The sequence below is a fragment of the Micromonospora sp. NPDC049679 genome (assembly GCF_040659735.1).
GTDB lineage: Bacteria > Actinomycetota > Actinomycetes > Mycobacteriales > Micromonosporaceae > Micromonospora_I.
Genome location: NZ_JBFANZ010000020.1, coordinates 1 through 19,187, shown reverse-complemented (window position 1 = coordinate 19,187; position 19,187 = coordinate 1). Strand labels below are relative to the sequence as shown.

The following is a 19,187-nucleotide window of genomic DNA, read 5'->3' as shown; positions in this document are numbered from 1 at the left end:
AGGGCCCCTTCGGCTCGCTTTTCGCGGACGAAGGGGCCCCGGAGCTGGAGGTCACTCCACGGTGACCGACTTCGCGAGGTTTCGCGGCTGGTCGACGTCGTGGCCACGCGCGGCGGCGATCTCACAGGCGAGCAGCTGCAGCGGCACCGTGGTGACCAGCGGCGCGAGCAGGGTCGGGGTACGCGGCACGTAGATCAGGTCGTCGGCGTAGGGCACCACGGCGTCGTCGCCCTCTTCCGCGATGACGATGGTGCGGGCGCCGCGGGCCCGGATCTCCTGGATGTTCGACACGATCTTGTCGTGCAACATGCCGCGACCGGCCGGTGAGGGCACTACGCAGATCACCGGGGTGCCCTGGTCGATCAGCGCGATCGGGCCGTGCTTGAGTTCGCCGGCCGCGAAGCCCTCGGCGTGCATGTACGCCAACTCCTTGAGCTTGAGCGCGCCTTCGAGGGCGACCGGGTAGCCGACGTGCCGACCGATGAAGAGCACCTGGTTCGCCGTGCTGAGGTCGCGGGCGAGTTCGCGTACCGGCTCCATGGCGGCGAGCACCTGGCGCAGCTTGTCGGGCATCTCCTGCAGCTGGCTCACGACCGCGGCGACCTCGTCGGCGTACTTGATTCCGCGCACCTGCGAGAGGTGCAGGCCGATCAGATAGCAGGCGACGAGCTGAGTGAGGAAAGCCTTCGTCGAGGCGACGGCGATCTCGGGGCCGCCGTGGGTGTAGAGCACCGCGTCGGATTCGCGCGGGATGGTGGAGCCGTTGGTGTTGCAGATGGCCAGCACCCGGGCCTTCTGGTCCTTGGCGTGGCGGAGCGCCATCAGCGTGTCCATCGTCTCGCCGGACTGCGAGATCACCACGACCAGCGTGGACCGGTCGAGGACGGGGTCGCGGTAGCGGAACTCGCTGGCCAGCTCGACCTCGCACGGAATGCGGGTCCAGTGCTCGATCGCGTACTTCGCGACCAGGCCGGTGTGGAAGGACGTGCCGCAGGCGACGATGAAGATCTTGTCGACGTCGCGCAGGTCCTGGTCGGTGAGGCGCACCTCGTCGAGCATGATCTCGCCGGTCTCGGTCAGCCGGCCGAGGAGCGTGTCGGCGACCGCCTGCGGCTGCTCGGCGATCTCCTTGAGCATGAAGTAGTCGTAGCCGCCCTTCTCGGCGGCCGAGGCGTCCCAGTCGATGTGGAAGTCCTTGCCGGTGGCGGGCTGACCGGCGAAGTCGCTGATCTCGATCCGCTCGGCGGTGATCAGGACGACCTGGTCCTGACCGAGCTCGACCGCCTCACGGGTGTGCTCGATGAACGCGGAGACGTCGCTGGCGAGGAAGTTCTCCCCCACCCCGCGACCGACGACGAGCGGGGAATTGCGCCGGGCGCCGACCACCGCGCCGGGGAGCGCCGCGTCCACGGCGAGCAGGGTGAAGGCTCCATCCAGCCGCTGGCAGACCTGCCGCATGGCGGACGCGAGCAGCTGCGGCCCCTCGGGCTCCCCGCTGTCGCGGAGGTCCGCGAGGGCGGCGGCGAGCAGGTGCGCCACGCACTCGGTGTCGGTGTCGCTGACGAACTCGGTCCCGCCGGCCTCCAGCTCCGCCCGGAGCTTCGCGAAGTTCTCGATGATGCCGTTGTGGATGACGGCGACCCGGCCATCGGCGGAGACGTGCGGATGCGCGTTGCGGTCCGTCGGGCCGCCGTGGGTGGCCCACCGGGTGTGGCCGATGCCGGTGGTGCCGTCGCCGATGCGGAGCGGGCCCGCGACGTCCGCGCGGTCGGCGGATCCGAACCGCTCGTCGCCGAGCGCCTTCTCCAGGTTGGCCAGCTTGCCGGCCCGCTTTTCCGTGAGCAGCTCGTCTTCGCAGACGATCGCCACGCCTGCCGAGTCGTAGCCGCGGTATTCCAGCCGCCGCAGCCCGTCGAGCACGATTCCCAGCGCCGGCCGGGCGCCAACGTATCCCACGATTCCGCACATGGCCCGCAGCGTAACCGAAAACCGCTCACCGTGCTTGCGCGTAAGGCCCCTAATCAATCAAACATGATGAGCGATTAGCGGGGTCGGTGCACCAAAGGTGCATTAGCGCACGCTGTTTGCGCTACCGGCGGCCCGTGCGGTTGTGGCCGGTTTCACCCTGCCGGACCGGATCCCCCTCCGGGGCCGATTTCGGACTGGACGTCCCCCCACATCCAGCACCTAGGCTCACGGTGTGACGACCGCCGATACCGATCCACTCGTACGCCGGATGCGTCCGTTCGGCACCACCATCTTCGCGGAGATGTCGGCGCTGGCGACCGCCACGGGGGCGGTCAACCTGGGACAGGGGTTCCCGGACTCCGACGGGCCGGTCGAGATGCTCGCCGCCGCCGCCGACGCGCTGCGCGGCGGCCACAACCAGTACCCGCCCGGTCCGGGGATCCCGGGGCTGCGCGCTGCGGTCGCCGCCCACCAGCGCCACTTCTGGGGCCTCGACTACGACGCCGACGGCGAGGTGCTGATCACCGCCGGGGCGACCGAGGCGATCGCCGCGTCGATCCTCGGCCTGTGCGAGCCGGACGACGAGGTGGTCTGCTTCGAGCCCTACTACGACTCGTACGCCGCGTCGGTGGCGTTGGCCGGTGCCGTGCGCCGGCCGGTCACCCTGCGCCCGACGGACGGCGGGCGCTACGGGTTCGATCCCGCGGAGCTGCGGGCGGCGTTCGGCCCGCGCACCCGGCTGGTGCTGCTCAACTCGCCGCACAACCCGACCGGCAAGGTCTTCACCCGGGACGAGCTGACGCTCATCGCCGAGCTGTGCCAGGAGTACGGGGCCTACGCGGTCACCGACGAGGTGTACGAGCACCTCGTCTTCACGGACGCGTCCGGGCCGCACGTCCCGCTGGCCACGATGCCCGGGATGCGGGAACGCACGCTTCGCGTCTCCTCCGCCGGCAAGACGTTCTCCTGCACCGGATGGAAGATCGGCTGGGTCAGTGGGCCGGCTCCGTTGGTCTCCGCGGTCCTGCGGGTCAAGCAGTTCCTGACCTTCGTGAACGGGGCGCCCCTGCAGCCGGCGGTCGCCGTCGCGCTCGCCCTGCCCGACAGCTACTACGAGGGGTTCCGCGACTCCCTGCAGGCGCGCCGTGACCAGCTCATCACCGGGCTGACCGCGGCGGGGTTCGGCGTGCTACGGCCGGAGGGCACCTACTTCGTCACCGCCGACATCACGCGGCTCGGCGGGGACGACGGTGTGGAGTTCTGCCGTTCGCTGCCGGCCCGGTGCGGTGTGGTGGCGGTGCCCACGCAGGTGTTCTACGACGACGCCGAGGCCGGGCGGCGGCTGGTGCGCTTCGCGTTCTGCAAGCGCCCCGACGTGCTCGACGAGGCGGTCCGCCGCCTCCGCGCCACCTGACCTCCGCGCACTCCCCCGTCGTGCGGGGAACCCGGCACCCGGCTTGATCTGCAAGCGGGTGACGGGATCCCGAGCGGCGCCGCGCGGGATGGCGGCGGCCGGTTCAGGCCGGAACGGGGCTGGCCTCACGCACGGTCTGAGCGATCCGTTCGGCAACGTCGCGGGCGGTCTGCACGGTGGCGGCCTCGACCATCACCCGCACCAGCGGCTCGGTACCGGAGGGGCGCAGCAGCACCCGGCCGGTCTCCCCCAGCTCCGCCTCGGCCTGCTCCGCCGCGGCCAGCACGGCCGGCGCCGCAGCGCCCGCCGAGCGGTCACCGACGGGCACGTTGATGAGCACCTGGGGCAGCTTCGTCACCACGGACGCGAGTTCGGCCAGTGACCGGCCGGTGGCGGCCATCCGGGACATCAGGTGCAGACCGGTGAGAATGCCATCGCCGGTGGTCGCGTGCGCCGGCATCACGATGTGCCCGCTCTGCTCGCCGCCGAGCGCGAGGCCCGACGCCCGCAGCTCCTCCAGCACGTACCGGTCGCCGACCTTGGTTTCCATCAGCCGGATCCCCGCCTTCGACATGGCGAGGCGGAGGCCGAGGTTGCTCATCACCGTGGCGACCAGGGTGTTGTCGGTAAGGGTGCCGGCGTCCCGCATGGCGATCGCGAGAATTGCCATGATCTCGTCCCCGTCGACCTCCTGACCGTCGGCGGTGACGGCGAGGCACCGGTCGGCGTCGCCGTCGTGCGCGATGCCGAGGTCCGCGCCGTGCTCGACCACGGCGGCCCTGATGACGTCGAGGTGGGTGGAGCCGCAACCCTCGTTGATGTTGAGCCCGTCGGGTTCGGCGTGGATGGCGATGACCTCGGCGCCGGCCTCGCGGTAGGCGACCGGCGCGATCTCGGAGGCGGCGCCGTTGGCGCAGTCGACGACGACCTTCAGCCCGTCGAGGGGGTGCGGCACCGATGCGACCAGGTGCTGCACGTAGTGGTCCGCGCCGTCGAGCAGATCGTGCACGCGCCCGACTCCGCCACCGGTCGGTCGGCGCCACTCCGCGGCGCCGTTGGCCTCGATCGTCGCCTCGATCTTCATCTCCATCTCGTCGGGGAGCTTGTGGCCGCCCGCCGCGAAGAGCTTGATGCCGTTGTCCGGCATCGGGTTGTGCGACGCGGAGAGCATCACGCCGAGATCGGCCTTGGTCTCGCCGACGAGGTAGGCGACGCCGGGGGTGGGCAGGACACCGACCCGTACGACGTTGGCGCCGGCACTGGCGAGCCCGGCGACCACCGCGGCTTCGAGCATTTCGCCGCTGGCGCGAGGATCACGCCCGACGACGGCGAGCGGCGGATGAGTGCGATCAACCTCGGCGAGGGTGTGTGCGGCCGCGACGGCGACCGCGAGCGCCAACTCGGGGGTGAGATCCACATTTGCCCGACCGCGTACCCCATCAGTGCCGAAGAGCCGACCCATGCGCGAAACCTCCGTGCGGACGCCAATAGGAGAAAACGTAACGGCCGGAACGCCACCACGTGTTGGGGGCGGACCGGCCGTTCGTCAGAGGTGCAAAATACTGTTGATCAGCGCTTCGAGTACTGCGGGGCCTTACGGGCCTTCTTGAGACCGTACTTCTTGCTTTCCTTGACCCGCGCGTCACGCGTCAGGAAGCCGGCCTTCTTCAGGGCGGGGCGGTCCTCGGGTTCGTTGATGATGAGCGCCCGGGCGATGCCGAGGCGCAGCGCGCCGGCCTGACCGGTGGTGCCGCCGCCGCGCAGGTTGGCGATGACGTCGAAGGCCTCGGCCTTCTCGGAGGTCACCAGCGGCTCCTTGATCAGCTGCTGGTGCACCTTGCTCGGGAAGTAGGCCTCGAGCTCGCGACCGTTGCACGTGATCTTGCCGGTGCCGGGAACGATGCGAACCCGGACGATGGCCTCCTTGCGGCGGCCGACGGTCTGGATCGGGCGGTCGCCCCGCGGAGCCCTGACGACGGGCGCGGGAGCCGCGGCGGGCACCCCGGACTCGGCGATCTCGGCCGAGCTGGGCGCGATGGTGTCGGTCATGCTGCTTCCTTCGCCCGCGCTCACTGCGCGATCTGCTTGATCTCGAACGGCACCGGCTGCTGCGCGGCGTGCGGGTGCTCGGCGCCGGCGTAGACCTTCAGCTTCGTGATCAGCTGACGACCGAGCTTGTTGTGCGGCAGCATGCCCTTCACCGCGAGCTCGACAGCCCGGTCGGGCCGCTTCGTCAACAGCTCCTCGTAGCGGACCTGCTTGAGGCCGCCCGGGTATCCCGAGTGCCGGTAGGCGATCTTGGTCTGCCGCTTGTTGCCGGTCAGTGCCACCTTGCCCGCGTTCACGATGACGACAAAGTCGCCGGTGTCGACGTGCGGCGCGAAAGTGGGCTTGTGCTTGCCACGCAGCAGCGTGGCGACGTGGGTGGCCAGACGGCCCAGCACGACATCAGAAGCGTCGATGACGTGCCACTGACGCTCGATCTCACCCGGCTTCGGGCTGTACGTACGCACAGGTTTACCTTGTCTCGTCGTCGGTCTGGGGTCGCGCGTCGGTCACCAGACGCGCACGAACGACAAGCGTACCCGATGAAATGGGGACGCTTTCAGCTGTCGCACAACAGCAGGCAACGATACCCGCTCCCCTGCTGACCGGTCAAAACGAGAGCTGGGAGCCCCCGCTAACCGCCGTCGCCGGGCCCGCCGGAGCGGTGGCCGCCGAGCACCGCGAAGCGCCAGGACTTGAAGAAGCAGTCGACGTCGGCGAACCCGGCCTCGCGCAGCCAGCCGCACTGCGCCCGGACCGGCGCGGGGCGGTCGAAGGACATCCGCTCCCGCGCGGCCTCGATCTCCGCCGGTTCCGAACCGAGCGCGGCGACCTGCGCCAGCCACACCTCGTGGTACCGGCGGTCCAGCTCCGGGGTGGGACCCGCCACCTGCTCCGCGTTGACGAAGACCCCGCCGGGCCGCAGCACCCCGTGCGCGCGCCGGTAGAGGTCCCGCTTGCCGCCGTCGTCGAGGTGGTGGATCGCGAGCGCGGAGACGACCGCGTCGTAGGGGCCCGGGGGAAGCGGATCGGCCAGGTCGGCGACGACCGTGTGGTGCGCGACGGCGCGGGCGCGCAGCTGCCCGCCGGCCACGGCGAGCATCGCCGGGGCGGCGTCGAGCAGAGTGAGCCGCGCGCCGGGCACAGCCGCCGCGACGAGCAGCGACAGCAGGCCGGTGCCCGCACCGAGATCCAGAACCTCAGGGGTACGGCCGGCCGCGAGCGCGGCGCGCAGCGGCGGCGCGGCGACCTCGACGGCGGTTCCGTAGAACTCCTCGAGACAGGGCACGAGGCGACGCCGCGACTCGTCGTAGGAGCCCGCCATCGAATCGAACAACGCCGACACGGCCATCCCATCGCCTCCTGATATATGAGACAGATTTCTCGTATTGTAGGCGCTTCGGTCGTACCGTGACGGCTCGCCGGCTGTGAGCGGGCCTTAGCAGGTCGGAAACGTTCGGGACGCCGGGGTGAAACCGTCCGCCGGCACGCTTCGGACATGACAGGCGGCGTGGAGCGTTCAGGACCGCTGATCTCCGCTGAGCTCTCCGGCTTCACCGTCGGGCTGACCGCCGACCGCCGCCGCGACGAACTCGCCACCCTGTTGCAGCGCGTCGGCGCCCGGGTGGTGCTCGCCCCGGCACTGCGGATCGTTCCGTCCACCGACAGCTCGGAACTCCGGGCCGCGACCCGCGCCTGTCTCGACAACCCACCGCACATCGTCGTCGCCAACACCGGCATCGGAATGCGCGGCTGGCTGGCCGCGGCGGAGGGCTGGGGGTTGGGCGATCCGCTGCGCTCCGTCCTCGCCGGGGCCCGCATCGTCGCGCGCGGCCCGAAAGCCCGCGCCGCCATCCACGCCGCCGGGCTTCGCGCCGCGTGGTCGCCGCCCTCCGAGACGTGCGACGAGATGGTGGAACACCTCCGCCAACGCGGCGTCGCCGGACAGCGGGTGGCCATGCAGCTGCACGGCGAACGTCATCCGGAGTGCGGTGCCGCGCTCGCGGCGGCCGGCGCGACCGTGATCGAGGTGCCGGTCTACCGGTGGGCGCCGCCGAGCGACCCCGCTCCGCTGCACCGCCTCATCGACCTGATCGCCGCCCGCCTCGTCGACGCGGTCGCGTTCACCTCCGCACCCGCGGTCAGGGCCCTGCTCGACGCGGCCGGCCCCCGCTGCGACGCCCTGCTCGACGCGCTCCGCTCCGACGTCCTCGCCGCGGGCGTCGGCCCGGTCACCGCCGCCCCGCTGCGCGCGCACGACGTGCCGGTCGCCACCCCCGCCCACGCCCGGCTCGGTGCGCTGGCCCGCACCATCACCGAGGAGCTGCCGCGACGCGCGGTGACCCTGAAGGTGGGCGCGCACCTGCTGACGCTGCGCGGGCACGCCGCCGTCATCGACGGCGAGCTCCGTCCGCTCGCGCCCGGCCCGATGTCCGTGCTGCGGGCTCTCGCCGTCGCGCCGGGCCGCGTCCTGTCGCGGTCGACCCTGCTGCGTACGCTGCCGCGCGGCGCCGACGAGCACGCGGTCGAGATGGCCGTTGCGCGGCTGCGCGCCCGCCTCGGCACGCCGGGGATCGTGCAGACCGTGGTGAAGCGGGGCTACCGCCTCCCGGTCGACTGACCTCCGTCATCGCGGCTCACCCGCCGCGCACTCCACCGGCTCGATCGCGGCCACCCGCGACGACTCGCGGATCACACGCGCGGACCAGCGCCGGGGGTCGCGTCGGCTCAGCCCCCGACGGCCTGTCGGGGCAGCGGCACGAGCGCCGCGCCCACCCGTTCCACGAGCAGCGCCATTTCGTAGCCGACCTGACCCACGTCGCAGCTGCGCGCCGCGAGCACGGCCATGGACGAGCCGTCGCTGATGGACATCAGGAACAGGTATCCGCTGTCCATCTCGATGACGGTCTGGAGCACCCCACCGGCGCTGAACATCCGGGACGCTCCGTCGGTCAGGCTGACGACCCCCGCGGTGATCGCGGCGAGCTGGTCGGCGCGATCCGGCGGCAGGTCCCGCGACGACGCGAGGAGCAGTCCGTCGGCCGAGACGGCGACCACGTGGGCGATCCCCGCCACGCTGTCGGCGAAGCTGCTGAGCAGCCAGCCCATGTCCTGGATTGCCGCCGCTGGCCTGTTCATCGGCTGTGGTCTCCTTGGTCGGGGTGCTGGTGTTCTGCCCGGTGCAGAGCGACCGCGCGGTGCGCCTGCGCCCCGTGTCCGGGGGCGCCCGCTCGCGACACGGCGGAGATTTCACCAGAACCCGGACCCGGTTGGGAAGACTCCTCAATGGAGGAAAAGAGTCGCCGGAACCCATCCATGACCGTCCGCCGCGGCGGGCTTCATATTTACGACCTGATGAACTGCCCAAATACTGCCCGAGTCACCGCCTCGGCCCTCCCGGCCGTCGCGGCCGATCCCGCGATCCGACCACATTTTGGGACGACAGGTGGGACGCGCGTCGTGCTGCGCCTGCCGCGGGACGGCAAACGCAGCACGGCCGGACGACGACTCAGGCCAGCGGCAGGTAGACCTTGCCGCCCGAATCCACGAACTGCTCCGACTTCTCCCGCATGCCGCGCTCGGCGTACTCCTTGAGCTCCTGGGTGATCTTCATGGAGCAGAACTTGGGACCGCACATCGAGCAGAAGTGGGCCGTCTTCGCCGGTTCGGCCGGCAGCGTCGCATCGTGGTAGGCGCGCGCGGTCTCCGGGTCGAGCGCCAGGTTGAACTGGTCCTCCCACCGGAACTCGAACCGCGCCTTGGAGAGCGCGTCGTCCCACGCCTGGGCGCCCGGATGCCCCTTGGCCAGGTCCGCCGCGTGCGCCGCGATCTTGTAGGCGATGACCCCCGCCTTGACGTCGTCGCGGTCCGGCAGCCCGAGGTGCTCCTTCGGCGTGACGTAGCAGAGCATCGCGGTGCCGAACATGCCGATCATCGCGGCGCCGATCGCCGACGTGATGTGGTCGTACGCGGGGGCGATGTCCGTGGTCAGCGGGCCGAGCGTGTAGAACGGCGCCTCGTGGCAGAGCTCCTGCTGCAGGTCGACGTTCTCCTTGATCTTGTGCATCGGGACGTGCCCCGGCCCTTCGATCATCACCTGCACGTCGTGTTCCCAGGCCACCGTGGTCAGCTCGCCGAGGGTGCGCAGCTCGGCGAACTGCGCCTCGTCGTTGGCGTCCGCGATCGAGCCGGGACGCAGGCCGTCGCCGAGGGAGAAGGTGATGTCGTAGCGGGCGAGGATCTCGCAGAGCTCGGCGAAGTGGGTGTAGAGGAAGTTCTCCTCGTGGTGCGCCAGGCACCACGCCGCCATGATCGATCCGCCGCGCGAGACGATGCCGGTGACCCGCGCGACGGCGAGCGGCACATAGCGCATGAGCACGCCGGCGTGCACGGTCATGTAGTCCACGCCCTGCTCGGCCTGCTCGATGACGGTGTCCCGGAAGACCTCCCAGGAGAGCTCGACCGGGTCGCCGCCCACCTTCTCCAACGCCTGGTAGATCGGCACGGTGCCGATCGGCACCGGGGAGTTGCGGACGATGGCCTCGCGCGTCTCGTGGATCCGCTTGCCGGTGGAGAGATCCATGACCGTGTCGGCGCCCCAGCGGGTGGCCCAGGTCAGCTTCTCCACCTCCTCCGCGACCGACGAGGTCACCGCGGAGGTGCCGATGTTGGCGTTGACCTTCACCAGGAAACTGCTGCCTATGATCATCGGCTCCGACTCGGGATGGTTGACGTTCGCCGGCAGCACCGCGCGCCCCGCCGCGATCTCCTGCCGGACGAGCTCCGGTGACACGCCCTCGCGCAGCGCCACGAACTCCATCTCCGGCGTCACCTGGCCGGACCGCGCGTACGCCAACTGCGTCGGCCGGCGACCGGCCGCTCCCACCAGCGGCGTGCCCGCCCCTCGCGCCGGCGCCACATCACCCCGCGCGGCGATCCACGGGCCGCGCAGCGGCGGCAGGCCCACCGCGGGGTCGGAGCCCGGACCCGCGGTGTCGTAGAGCCGCACCGGCGGGTTGTCGCCGGTCAGCACCACCTCCGCGAACGGCACCCGGATATCCGGTCGCGTCCCCTCCACGTACACCCTGCGCCGAGCCTCCATGACAGCCTCCCTCATCTAGATCAGGCCGATGACCAGCCGAAATGATCCAACGGCCCTTGACCGCCGCCCAGCTTCCAGTCACGCGCGCCGATCAGCGCGCGGGCGACGTACTCCTTGGCGAACACCAGGGCTTCCGGCACCGCGTCGCCGAGCGCGAGCCGGGCGGCGATCGCGGCCGAGAAGGTGCACCCGGTGCCGTGGTTGTTGCGGGTGACGACCCGCGGATAGTGCAGGAACCGCGCCCCCGCGTCGGTCCAGACGGCGTCCACAGCGTCCTCGCCGGCCACCATGTCGCCACCGGTGACCACCACGTACTTCGGCCCGTTGGAAGCGAGTTGCGCGGCGGCGCCGGCCATGTCGGCCGGGGTGGCGACCGACCAGCCGACGAGCGCGGACGCCTCCTCGCGGTTGGGGGTGATGACGGTCGCGTGCGGCAGCAGCCGCTCGATCGCGCTGACCACCCCGAGCCGGCGCCCGCTGGACGACTCGAGCACGGGGTCGATGACGAGGTTGGGCAGCAACCCGGCGCGCGCCTTGGCGCCGACCGCCGCGGCGGCCTCCGCCGTGGCGAGCATCCCGACCTTCGCGGCGCGCGGCGGCATGTCCTCCAGGACGGCGGTCAGTTGGGCGGAGACGACGTTTCCCGGCATCGGGAAGACGTCGTGCACCCCCCGGGTGTTCTGCGCCGTCGTCGCCGTGATGACCGATGTGCCGTAAAGCCGGAGAGCCGCGAAGACCTTCAGATCTGCCTGGATTCCGGCACCGGCCCCGGAATCGGATCCGGCGATCGTGAGCACCATCGGTGGCGTCATGGGTGAACCTCCCTGGGTTGGCTCCCCCCAGCGGTAGCACGAAGCGTGGGGGGCGCGACACACCCTGTGAAACGGGAGAGTCCCCGGACAAGTTCAGCCGGATCGCGGGATCGCATCACGGCACCCATGACCGCCACGCCGGCGGCCCCCGCCGCGACGCACGCGACAGCCTGTTCGGCGGAGGCGACGCCACCGAGCGCGAGCACCGGCACGGGACTGCACCGGACGAGGCGGGCCAACCCCTGCGGGCCGAGGATCGGGCCGTATCCGGGCTTGGACGGCGTCGGGAAGACCGGCGACACCGTCACGTAGCTCTCGGTAGACAGCCGGCGCAGCTCGGTCGCGTCATGACAGGAGCGGCCGACCAGCGGCAGGGCGGGCGGCGGGTACGGGCCTGCGGCCGCCAGGTGCACGGCATCGCCGCCCAGCGGATCCGGCCCGGCGACGATGAGCGTTCCGGCGACGGGCGCGAGCAGCGCCCGCAGGCCGTCGGCGAGCGCGGCGCGCTCGTCGCGCGGGAGATCCTTCTCCCGGAGCACGACCCAGCGCGCGCCCCCGTCGACGGCCGCCGCCACCACCTCGACGAGCGGTCGCCGGGCGAGCCGACGGTCGGTGACGACGACGATCCCGACCGGAGTCGTCACAGCTCCGGCCGCCCGTCGTCCGGGGTGGAGGCCAGCGCGTGGAAGCGTTTGGCGATCCGTCCGGCGTGCGCGGCCAGCCACCCCGCCTCGACGGCGTGCCGCATCGCCGCGGCCATCCGCGGCGGATCCGCGGCCCGGGTCACCGCGCTGGCGAGCAGCACCGCGTCGCAGCCCAACTCCATGGCGAGGGCGGCGTCGGAGGCGGTTCCGATGCCGGCGTCGAGGATCACCGGCACGTCGACGGTCTGCCGGATCAGCCGGATGTGGTGCGGATTGCTGATGCCGAGCCCCGATCCGATCGGGGCGCCCGCCGGCATCACCGCCGCGCAGCCGGCGTCGGCGAGCCGGCGGGCGAGCACCGGATCGTCCGATGTGTACGGCAGCACGGTGAACCCGTCGGCCACCAGTTGCCCGGCGGCGGTCAGCAACTCCACCCCGTCGGGCAGGAGGGTGCGCTCGTCGCCGATCACCTCGAGCTTGACCCAGGTGGTCCCGAAGGCCTCGCGTGCCAGGTGCGCGACCTTCACCGCCTCCGTCGCTGTGTAGCAGCCGGCGGTGTTGGGCAGCAGCCGCACCCCGCACCGCTCGAGCAGCTCGAGCAGGCCGCCGTTCATGGTCGCGGCGGCGTCGACCCGGCGCAGCGCCACGGTCACCAGCTCCGTCCGCGAGGCGCGGATCGCCGCCTCCAGCACACGCAGGTTGGCCACGCCACCGGTGCCGAGGATCAGGCGGGAGCCGAACGTCTCCCCGGCCACGACGAACGCCATGCCGGTCACCCGCCCTGCGCGGCGGTGAGCACCTCGACCTGGTCGCCGTCGCGCAACACGGCGGCCGGCCACCCGCCCCGCGGCACGACCTCGCCGTTGACCGCGACCGCCACGCCCCGGCTCTCGGTGGTGATCTCGGCGACCACGTCGGCCACCGTGGCGCCGGTGGGCACCGCCCGCCCGATTCCGTTGACCGTCAGTTCCACCCGGAATCCGCCTCTCCTCGCAGGAAACGGGACGACAGGAACCGGCCCGGCCCGAACGGCGCGAGCGCCGGATCGGGCACGCCGGTCGACACGAGATCGGCGATCAGCTCGGCGGTCACCGGCGTCAGGACGATCCCGTGCCGGTAGTGGCCGGCCGCCACGATCACGCCGGGCCGGTCGGGCAGCGCGCCGAGAACGGGCGCGTTGTCGGGGGTGCCCGGGCGCAGCCCGGCCCGCGCCTCCACCAGCTCGTACTCGGCGATCTCCGGCAGCAGGGCGGCGGCCGCGCGCAGCAGCTCCAGCACCGCCGAGGCCGTCACCGCGCAGTCGCCACGCTCCTCGACGGTGGCGCCCACGACCACTTCCCCGTCCGCACGCGGCACGAGGTAGACGTGCCGGCCGTCGGCGTACCCCCGGATCACGTGGAGGAAGCCGGGCGGGGCGCCGCCCGGCGCGCGCAGCCGCAGGATCTGCCCCTTCACCGGTCGGATCGGTAGGCCGGTCAGCGGCGCCGTGCCGCAGCCGGCCGCCACGACGACGACCCGCGCGTCAACTGTGGACAGTGCGCCGACCGCCTCCGGGCGCACCGGCACGCCGGCCCCGTCGAGCGCGGCCCGTAGCGCCGGGACCAGCCGACGCGGGTCGACCTGGTGATCGCCGGGCGCGTACGCGCCGCCGCGCAGCCGCGGCGCGAGCAGCGGCTCACGCTCGCGCAGCGCCGCCGGGCGCAGCGGGGTGATCGGCAGGCCGAGCCCCGTCTGGTACGTCCAGAGCCGCTCCGCCTCGGCGAGGTCGTCCCCGGTCAGCGCGACCACGAGCGTGCCCTCGGCCCGATAGCCGAGGTCCATCCCGCTCGCCGCGTGCAGGTCGGCGGCGAAGCGGGGCCAGCGGGCCGCAGACCCGACGAGTAACCGGGTGAGCGGCTCTTCGCCGAAGTAGGCCTCCGCGACCGGGGCGAGCATGCCGGCCGCGACCGCGGATGCCCCCGAACCGGGCGCCGGGTCGCGCACCACGACCCGCATGCCACGTTCGGCGCAACGCCACGCGATGGCCAGCCCGACCGGGCCGGCCCCGATCACCGCCACGTCCGCCGTGCCGCTCACGCCCCGGCCCCGTCCGTACGGCGGGGCCCCTTCTCATCGTCTCTGGCCGCACGTGGTGGGTCCGCTGCCAGCAGCGCGGTGAGCAGGTCCGCCGTCGCGCGGGCCGGATCGGTGGCGGCGGCGACCGCCCCCACCACCGCCACCCCGTGCGCGCCGGCGGCGATCAGGTCCGGCACCCGGTCGATGGTGACTCCCCCGATGGCGATGACCGGTACGTCGACCGCGCCGGTCACCTCGCGCACCCCACGTGGGCCGATCGGCGCGGGCAGCCCGTCCTTGGTGGATGTCGGGTAGCAGGGCCCCACACCGAGGTAGTCGGCGCCCGCCGCGACGGCCGCCCGTGCCGCCCCGGCGGCACGGGCCGTCGCCCCGAGCAGCGCGGTCGGGCCGAGCACCCGCCGGGCCGCGTCGACCGGCAGGTCGAGCGCGCCGACGTGGCCGCCGGCGGCGCCGACCGCGAGCGCGATGTGCAGCCGGTCGTTGATCAGACAGCTCGCCCCGGCCTCCGCGCAGAGGTCCACGACGCGCGTGGCCAGCTCGTAGGTCTCCCGATCGGTGGCCGGGTCCTCGACCCGGACCTGCACGACCAGTTGCTCCACAGCGGACGCCGCGTGGGCGCCGGCGAGAGCGGCGCGGAGCACGGCGAGCGGGTCACGCCCGGGTCGGGTGTCGGTGATGAGATGCAGACGTCCCAGGGACGGCACGGCAAACTCCTCCCTGCGCCGGCATTACCCGGATCAGGTTCGACGGTCGGGGGCTGCAGCCCCCCTCTCAGCCCGGTCCACCGGGCTCCCGTGGGTTACTTGCCTGTCACACTACGGCGACCGTCACGGTCCCGTAAAGGGCCGGCTCTCACTTTCCAGCCCCGGTTGTGTCAGCCGCACGCAACACCGAATCCTGCAAGACGACTCCGCTGCTGAGCGGGGCGGCCGGCGCCCCGGCACAGCCTTCTCGAAGAGTTGCTACCGGACGGTCACGGCTGCGCTCGTCGTGCGCCCGTCCGTGTGGCCGGTCTTCACCCCGATCACCGTCCCGGTGATCTGCTTGTGGCGCATGGCGGACGTCGGCTTCAGCGTCCGGCCGGTTGCGCTGGCCAGCTTGCCGCGGACTCGTAGCGGTACGAGTCGACAGCTGGGATCTCCGGCCCGGTCGGGCATGCGCTCATCCGATGGCGTTGAGCGCCGCCATGTCGTCGGCCGAGGGCTGCCACGCGCCGGCCGCGGCATTCGCCCGCACCTGGTCCGGCCTGGTCGCGCCGGCGATGACGGACGTGACGGCCGGCTTCGCGGCCAGCCCGCCGATCGCCACGTCCAGAATGGACCGTCCGCGCTCGGCGGCGAACGCCCCGATCGCCTCGATGGTGTCCCACGGCGCCGCCGCGAGCCGCTCCGCGTACCGGCCGCCGGCCGCCAGCCGGCTCCCCTCCGGCGGCTGGCCACCGCGCTTGTACTTCCCGGTGAGCAGCCCGTTGGCGAGCGGGAAGAACGGCAGCATGCCGAGCCCGAAGCGCTCGCAGGCGGGCAGCACCTCGCCCTCCACCGCCCGGTTGATCAGGTTGTAGTGGTTCTGGGCGCTCACGAACCGGGTCAGGCCGCCGGAGCGGGCGGTCCAGTCGGCGTCGGCGATCTGCCAGCCGGCGAAGTTGGAGCAGCCGAGATAGCGCACCTTTCCGGCGTGCACCAGATCGTCCAGGGCGGCCAGGGTCTCCTCGATCGGCGTGCCGGGGTCGGGTTCGTGCATCTGATAGAGGTCGATGTAGTCGGTGTCGAGCCGGCGCAGCGACGCCTCGACGGCCCGGCCGACATACCGCCGCGCGCCGCGAGCGCCGAAGTCGCGCCCGTTCAGTCCCTCCATCGCCATGCCGAACTTGGTCGCCACCACCACATCGTCCCGTCGCCCCTTGAGGGCGGCGCCGAGCTGCTCCTCCGACGCGCCGTGCGGCTCGCCGTAGATATCGGCGGTGTCGAAGAAGTTGATTCCCACCTCCAGCGCGGCGTCGACCACGGCGCGGGTGCCGTCGAGATCGAGCCGGCGGCCGAAGTTGTTGCAGCCGACGCCGACGACGGACACCACGAGGCCGGAGTCGCCCATCCGGCGATAGGTCATGTCAGTCACACGAGGAACCCTATGCAACCGCGCGCCGCGCTGCCGCCGTTCACCCGACGTCCCAGACCGGTTCCGGGACCTCGACCACCTCACCGTCACCCCGGAAGAGCACGAAGCGGTCGAAGGATCGGGAGAACCACCGGTCATGGGTCACAGCGACAACGGTTCCCTCGAATGCCCGCAGCCCCTCTTCGAGCGCTTCGGCGGAGGCCAGGTCGAGGTTGTCGGTGGGCTCGTCGAGCAGGAGCAGGGTCGCCCCGGAGAGCTCCAGCAGCAGGACCAGGAAGCGGGCCTGCTGGCCGCCGGAGAGCGTCCCGAAACGCTGGTCGCCCTGGGCTGCGAGCTCGTACCTGCTCAACACACCCATGCTGGCGTGCCGGTCCATCCCGGCCCGGTGATCGTCACCGCGCCACAGCACCTCCACAAGGGTCTTGTCGAGCAGCTCCGGGCGGTCGTGGGTCTGCGAGAAGTGGCCGGGACGGACCCGCGCGCCGAGCCGGACGACCCCCTCGTGTGCGACCGGCGTGAGGGAGGCGCCTCCGGCGACAGGGGTGTTCGACACGTCGGGATCGGTGCCACCGCGCGCCAGCAGCCGGAGGAAGTGCGACTTCCCCGTCCCGTTGGCACCGAGCACCGCCACCCGGTCGCCGTACCAGATCTCCAGGTCGAACGGATAGGTCAACCCGTGCAGTTCGACCTGCTCGCACATCACCGCCCGCTTGCCGGTGCGGCCGCCGGTCAGCCGCATGCGCAGCGCCTGGTCCTTCGGCGGCGACGGCGGCGGCCCGACCTCCTCGAACTTGCGCAGCCGGGTCTGCGCGGCCTGATAGCGGGAGGCCAGCCCGTCGTTGTACGCCGCCTTCTGCTTGTACATCAGCATCAGCTCGCGCAGCTTCTGGTGCTCCTCGTCCCAGCGGCGCCGCTGTTCCTCCAGCCGGTCGTGCCGGGCGACCCGGGCCTCGTGCCAGGTCGTGAAGCTGCCGGGATGCACCCAGGCGCTCCCCCCTTCGACGGCGACGACCCGGTCGGCGGTCTGGGCGAGCAGCTCCCGGTCATGCGACACGTAGAGGACCGACTTGGCGGACTCGCGCAGCCGCCCCTCCAGCCAGCGCTTGCCGGGCACGTCGAGGAAGTTGTCCGGCTCGTCGAGGAGCAGCACCTCGTCGGTGCCGCGCAGCAGCATCTCCAGGGCGAAGCGTTTCTGCTGGCCGCCGGAGAGCGTCCGGACCGGTCGCTCCCGCGTCGCCTCCCACGGCTGCTCGAGCACGATGGTGGAGACCGTGTCGAAGACGACCTCCGCCTCGTAGCCGCCGGTCTCGCCCCACGCGGCGAGCGCGTCCGCGTACGCCAGCTGCGCCTTGCCGGCCGCGGTGCTGAACTTGCCGCGGATCTCGGCGGCGTGCAGCGCCGCCTCCGCCGCGGCGACCCGCTCCCCCGCCGCGCGCAGCGGGGGCGGGGAAATCGAAAGCGCGAGATCGTTGAGGGTACGGTCGTCGCCGATCATCCCGATGAACTGGCGCATCACACCCAGCCCACCCGCCCGCGCGATCGCACCGGCGCGCACCGGCAGGTCACCCGCGACCATCCGCAGCAGCGTCGTCTTCCCGGCGCCGTTGGGGCCGACCAGCGCCACCTTGCGCCCCTCGCCGACGCGGAAGGACACCTCGGCGAAGAGTTCCCGGCCGTCCGGGAGGATGTGTCCCACCCCTGCCACGTCTACATAGCCCACGGGCGCATCCTGCCTGACCGGCGCGAGCCGTGGACAGCGGGTTTTTCCTCAGTTCACCGCGTCACCCGAAACACCCGGTAACCCTTCTGACTGGCGTGCCGCTCGACCCGCCATCCCTCGTCGCCGAGCCACCGCTGCAGCGAGTCACCGCCCAGGTGCTTGGCGACGACCAGCCAGGCCACTCCGTCGGGGGCCAGCCGCGGCAGCCACCGCTGGAGCATGACGTGCAGTTCGTCCTTGCCGATCCGGATCGGCGGGTTGGACCAGAGCTGCGCGAAGGACACCTCATCCGGGACCTCGTCGGGCGCCACCACCCGCACCCGGTCCCCGGCGCCGACCCGCGCCGCGTTCTCTGCCGCGAGTTCACGGGCCCGGGCGTTGACGTCCACCGCGTACACGGTGGCCCGCGGTGCGACGGCGGCGAGCACGCAGGCGATCGGCCCGTAGCCGCAGCCGAGGTCGAGGAAGGGGCCGGCGGCCCCGGCGGGGGGCAGATCCGCCTTGCGCAGCAGGACGGCCGTGCCGGGATCGAGACGGCTGGCGGAGAAGACACCGCCGGCCGCGGTCAGCTCGTAGTCCCGCCCGGCCACGGTGAACTCGACGTCACGCCGCTGGATCGCGGTGCTGGGCTGCGCGCTGAAGTAGTGGTCGCCGGTCACGCCTCGCATTCTCGCCTACCGTTCCCCCACCGTGCCGGGCCGGGCCCACTCCGGCTCAACGCGAGGAACGGTCGCGAAATGTCCACTCTTTCGACTGACGCGATTCGCGCCTAGCGGGCCTGCTGACCAGCCTCCATTACCCTGTGCGACATGGTGTACGGGCACGGCTCCGACTCGGGCGGATGGCCGCCGCGGTCGCGGCGTGACCTTCCCGCCCACGATCCACGCGCCGAGGCCACGCCGGCACGACCGGCTTCCCGCGGCGGCCACCGCCGCGCTGAGCCCGACGACGAGGTGTCGGGGCTGCCCCGGGCAGGTGCAGCCCCCTTCCCACCGGCCGGACCCGCGACGGGCTGGCCGGCTCCCCCGGGCCCGGCCGGCGGCGCACAGCCCCGACCGGGGCCGGCGACTCCGGGTCCCCGCGACGCTCAGGTCGGCCCGATCGAGGGTTACCTGCCGCGCGGGGGCACGAGCTACGGTCGGCCCTCCGCACCGCAGGAGCCATACCCGCCGCCCCCGGGTAATCGCCCGGTTCCCCAGCGCAGTCACGTCGACGACCCGCTCACAGCGGGGCTGAGGACGAGCGCGGCGAGGAGGCGCTCATCGAAGACCGGGTTGCCGGCGAGCGGCAA

17 protein-coding genes, 1 pseudogene and 1 riboswitch are annotated in these 19,187 nt (G+C 72.2%); of the genes and pseudogenes, 2 read left to right on the top strand and 16 right to left on the bottom strand.

Translation table 11 applies throughout. The features are described from left to right. Positions 1 to 51: 51 nt before the first annotated feature. Positions 52 to 1,968 (bottom strand): glutamine--fructose-6-phosphate transaminase (isomerizing), encoded by a 1,917-nt coding sequence (gene glmS / locus AB0J06_RS15245; protein ID WP_357428735.1) that lies wholly within the window; start codon positions 1,966 to 1,968, stop codon positions 52 to 54. A gap of 232 nt (positions 1,969 to 2,200) precedes the next feature. Here glmS and AB0J06_RS15240 point away from each other — a divergent pair, with 232 nt between their 5' ends. After that, a complete protein-coding gene (locus tag AB0J06_RS15240; RefSeq protein WP_357428733.1) occupies positions 2,201 to 3,382 on the top strand; it encodes a pyridoxal phosphate-dependent aminotransferase in 1,182 nt (393 codons plus the stop codon). Positions 3,383 to 3,485: 103 nt separating this feature from the next. Here AB0J06_RS15240 and glmM read toward each other — a convergent pair whose 3' ends face one another. From glmM to AB0J06_RS15220, 4 genes are all read right to left on the bottom strand, one after another. Continuing rightward, entirely contained in the window at positions 3,486 to 4,844 is a 1,359-nt protein-coding gene (gene glmM / locus AB0J06_RS15235) for a phosphoglucosamine mutase (protein WP_357428731.1), read from the bottom strand. A 107-nt stretch (positions 4,845 to 4,951) separates the two neighbouring features. Beyond that, positions 4,952 to 5,431 carry a 30S ribosomal protein S9 gene (rpsI, locus tag AB0J06_RS15230; protein ID WP_357428729.1) on the bottom strand — a complete coding sequence of 160 codons (480 nt, stop codon included), beginning with the start codon at positions 5,429 to 5,431 and terminating at the stop codon, positions 4,952 to 4,954. 20 nt (positions 5,432 to 5,451) lie between these two features. Next, on the bottom strand, positions 5,452 to 5,895 hold the full coding sequence (rplM, locus tag AB0J06_RS15225) for a 50S ribosomal protein L13 (RefSeq protein WP_357428727.1): 444 nt from the start codon (positions 5,893 to 5,895) through the stop codon (positions 5,452 to 5,454). 167 nt (positions 5,896 to 6,062) lie between these two features. Continuing rightward, positions 6,063 to 6,779 carry a class I SAM-dependent methyltransferase gene (locus tag AB0J06_RS15220; protein WP_357428725.1) on the bottom strand — a complete coding sequence of 239 codons (717 nt, stop codon included), beginning with the start codon at positions 6,777 to 6,779 and terminating at the stop codon, positions 6,063 to 6,065. Between the two features lie 180 nt (positions 6,780 to 6,959). Between AB0J06_RS15220 and AB0J06_RS15215 the strand changes: the two genes are divergently transcribed. Beyond that, a complete protein-coding gene (locus AB0J06_RS15215; protein ID WP_357428878.1) occupies positions 6,960 to 8,048 on the top strand; it encodes a uroporphyrinogen-III synthase in 1,089 nt (362 codons plus the stop codon). 107 nt (positions 8,049 to 8,155) lie between these two features. Here AB0J06_RS15215 and AB0J06_RS15210 read toward each other — a convergent pair whose 3' ends face one another. The 11 genes and pseudogenes from AB0J06_RS15210 to AB0J06_RS15160 form a co-directional block, all read right to left on the bottom strand. Continuing rightward, positions 8,156 to 8,566, bottom strand: a complete 411-nt coding sequence (locus AB0J06_RS15210) for a roadblock/LC7 domain-containing protein (protein WP_357428723.1) — start codon at positions 8,564 to 8,566, stop codon at positions 8,156 to 8,158. Positions 8,567 to 8,936: 370 nt separating this feature from the next. Continuing rightward, positions 8,937 to 10,529, bottom strand: a complete 1,593-nt coding sequence (gene thiC, locus AB0J06_RS15205) for a phosphomethylpyrimidine synthase ThiC (RefSeq protein WP_357428721.1) — start codon at positions 10,527 to 10,529, stop codon at positions 8,937 to 8,939. 20 nt (positions 10,530 to 10,549) lie between these two features. Beyond that, on the bottom strand, positions 10,550 to 11,341 hold the full coding sequence (gene thiD, locus AB0J06_RS15200) for a bifunctional hydroxymethylpyrimidine kinase/phosphomethylpyrimidine kinase (RefSeq protein ID WP_357428719.1): 792 nt from the start codon (positions 11,339 to 11,341) through the stop codon (positions 10,550 to 10,552). After that, complete coding sequence (locus AB0J06_RS15195) at positions 11,338 to 11,985, bottom strand: thiamine phosphate synthase (protein ID WP_357428717.1); 648 nt, start codon at positions 11,983 to 11,985, stop codon at positions 11,338 to 11,340. The genes thiD and AB0J06_RS15195 overlap by 4 nt, the downstream gene beginning before the upstream one ends. After that, positions 11,982 to 12,761 carry a thiazole synthase gene (locus tag AB0J06_RS15190; RefSeq protein WP_357428715.1) on the bottom strand — a complete coding sequence of 260 codons (780 nt, stop codon included), beginning with the start codon at positions 12,759 to 12,761 and terminating at the stop codon, positions 11,982 to 11,984. The genes AB0J06_RS15195 and AB0J06_RS15190 overlap by 4 nt, the downstream gene beginning before the upstream one ends. Then, positions 12,758 to 12,958 carry a sulfur carrier protein ThiS gene (gene thiS / locus AB0J06_RS15185; protein WP_357428713.1) on the bottom strand — a complete coding sequence of 67 codons (201 nt, stop codon included), beginning with the start codon at positions 12,956 to 12,958 and terminating at the stop codon, positions 12,758 to 12,760. Before thiS ends, AB0J06_RS15190 begins: the two co-directional genes overlap by 4 nt. Next, entirely contained in the window at positions 12,949 to 14,061 is a 1,113-nt protein-coding gene (thiO, locus tag AB0J06_RS15180; RefSeq protein ID WP_357428711.1) for a glycine oxidase ThiO, read from the bottom strand. The genes thiS and thiO overlap by 10 nt, the downstream gene beginning before the upstream one ends. 71 nt (positions 14,062 to 14,132) lie before the next feature. Continuing rightward, positions 14,133 to 14,765: pseudogene (gene thiE, locus AB0J06_RS15175) on the bottom strand (thiamine phosphate synthase); the annotation flags it as partial. Next, a riboswitch (TPP riboswitch) is annotated at positions 14,759 to 14,867 on the bottom strand. (Overlaps the previous pseudogene by 7 nt.) Positions 14,868 to 15,222: 355 nt before the next feature. Further along, on the bottom strand, positions 15,223 to 16,167 hold the full coding sequence (locus tag AB0J06_RS15170; protein ID WP_357428876.1) for an aldo/keto reductase: 945 nt from the start codon (positions 16,165 to 16,167) through the stop codon (positions 15,223 to 15,225). Between the two features lie 49 nt (positions 16,168 to 16,216). Then, positions 16,217 to 17,896 (bottom strand): ATP-binding cassette domain-containing protein, encoded by a 1,680-nt coding sequence (locus tag AB0J06_RS15165; protein ID WP_357428709.1) that lies wholly within the window; start codon positions 17,894 to 17,896, stop codon positions 16,217 to 16,219. 53 nt (positions 17,897 to 17,949) lie between these two features. Next, positions 17,950 to 18,555, bottom strand: coding sequence for a methyltransferase (locus AB0J06_RS15160; RefSeq protein ID WP_357428707.1), 606 nt, complete (start codon positions 18,553 to 18,555; stop codon positions 17,950 to 17,952). Between the last annotated feature and the right edge of the window lie 632 nt (positions 18,556 to 19,187).

Coding starts and splice junctions, on each gene's coding strand:
- glmS (WP_357428735.1), bottom strand. CDS start 1,968: ATGTGCGGAATCGTGGGATACGTTGGCGCCCGGCCGGCGCTGGGAATC.
- AB0J06_RS15170 (WP_357428876.1), bottom strand. CDS start 16,167: ATGACCTATCGCCGGATGGGCGACTCCGGCCTCGTGGTGTCCGTCGTC.
- AB0J06_RS15210 (WP_357428723.1), bottom strand. CDS start 8,566: ATGAACAGGCCAGCGGCGGCAATCCAGGACATGGGCTGGCTGCTCAGC.
- AB0J06_RS15220 (WP_357428725.1), bottom strand. CDS start 6,779: ATGGCCGTGTCGGCGTTGTTCGATTCGATGGCGGGCTCCTACGACGAG.
- thiD (WP_357428719.1), bottom strand. CDS start 11,341: ATGACGCCACCGATGGTGCTCACGATCGCCGGATCCGATTCCGGGGCC.
- glmM (WP_357428731.1), bottom strand. CDS start 4,844: ATGGGTCGGCTCTTCGGCACTGATGGGGTACGCGGTCGGGCAAATGTG.
- thiC (WP_357428721.1), bottom strand. CDS start 10,529: ATGGAGGCTCGGCGCAGGGTGTACGTGGAGGGGACGCGACCGGATATC.
- rpsI (WP_357428729.1), bottom strand. CDS start 5,431: ATGACCGACACCATCGCGCCCAGCTCGGCCGAGATCGCCGAGTCCGGG.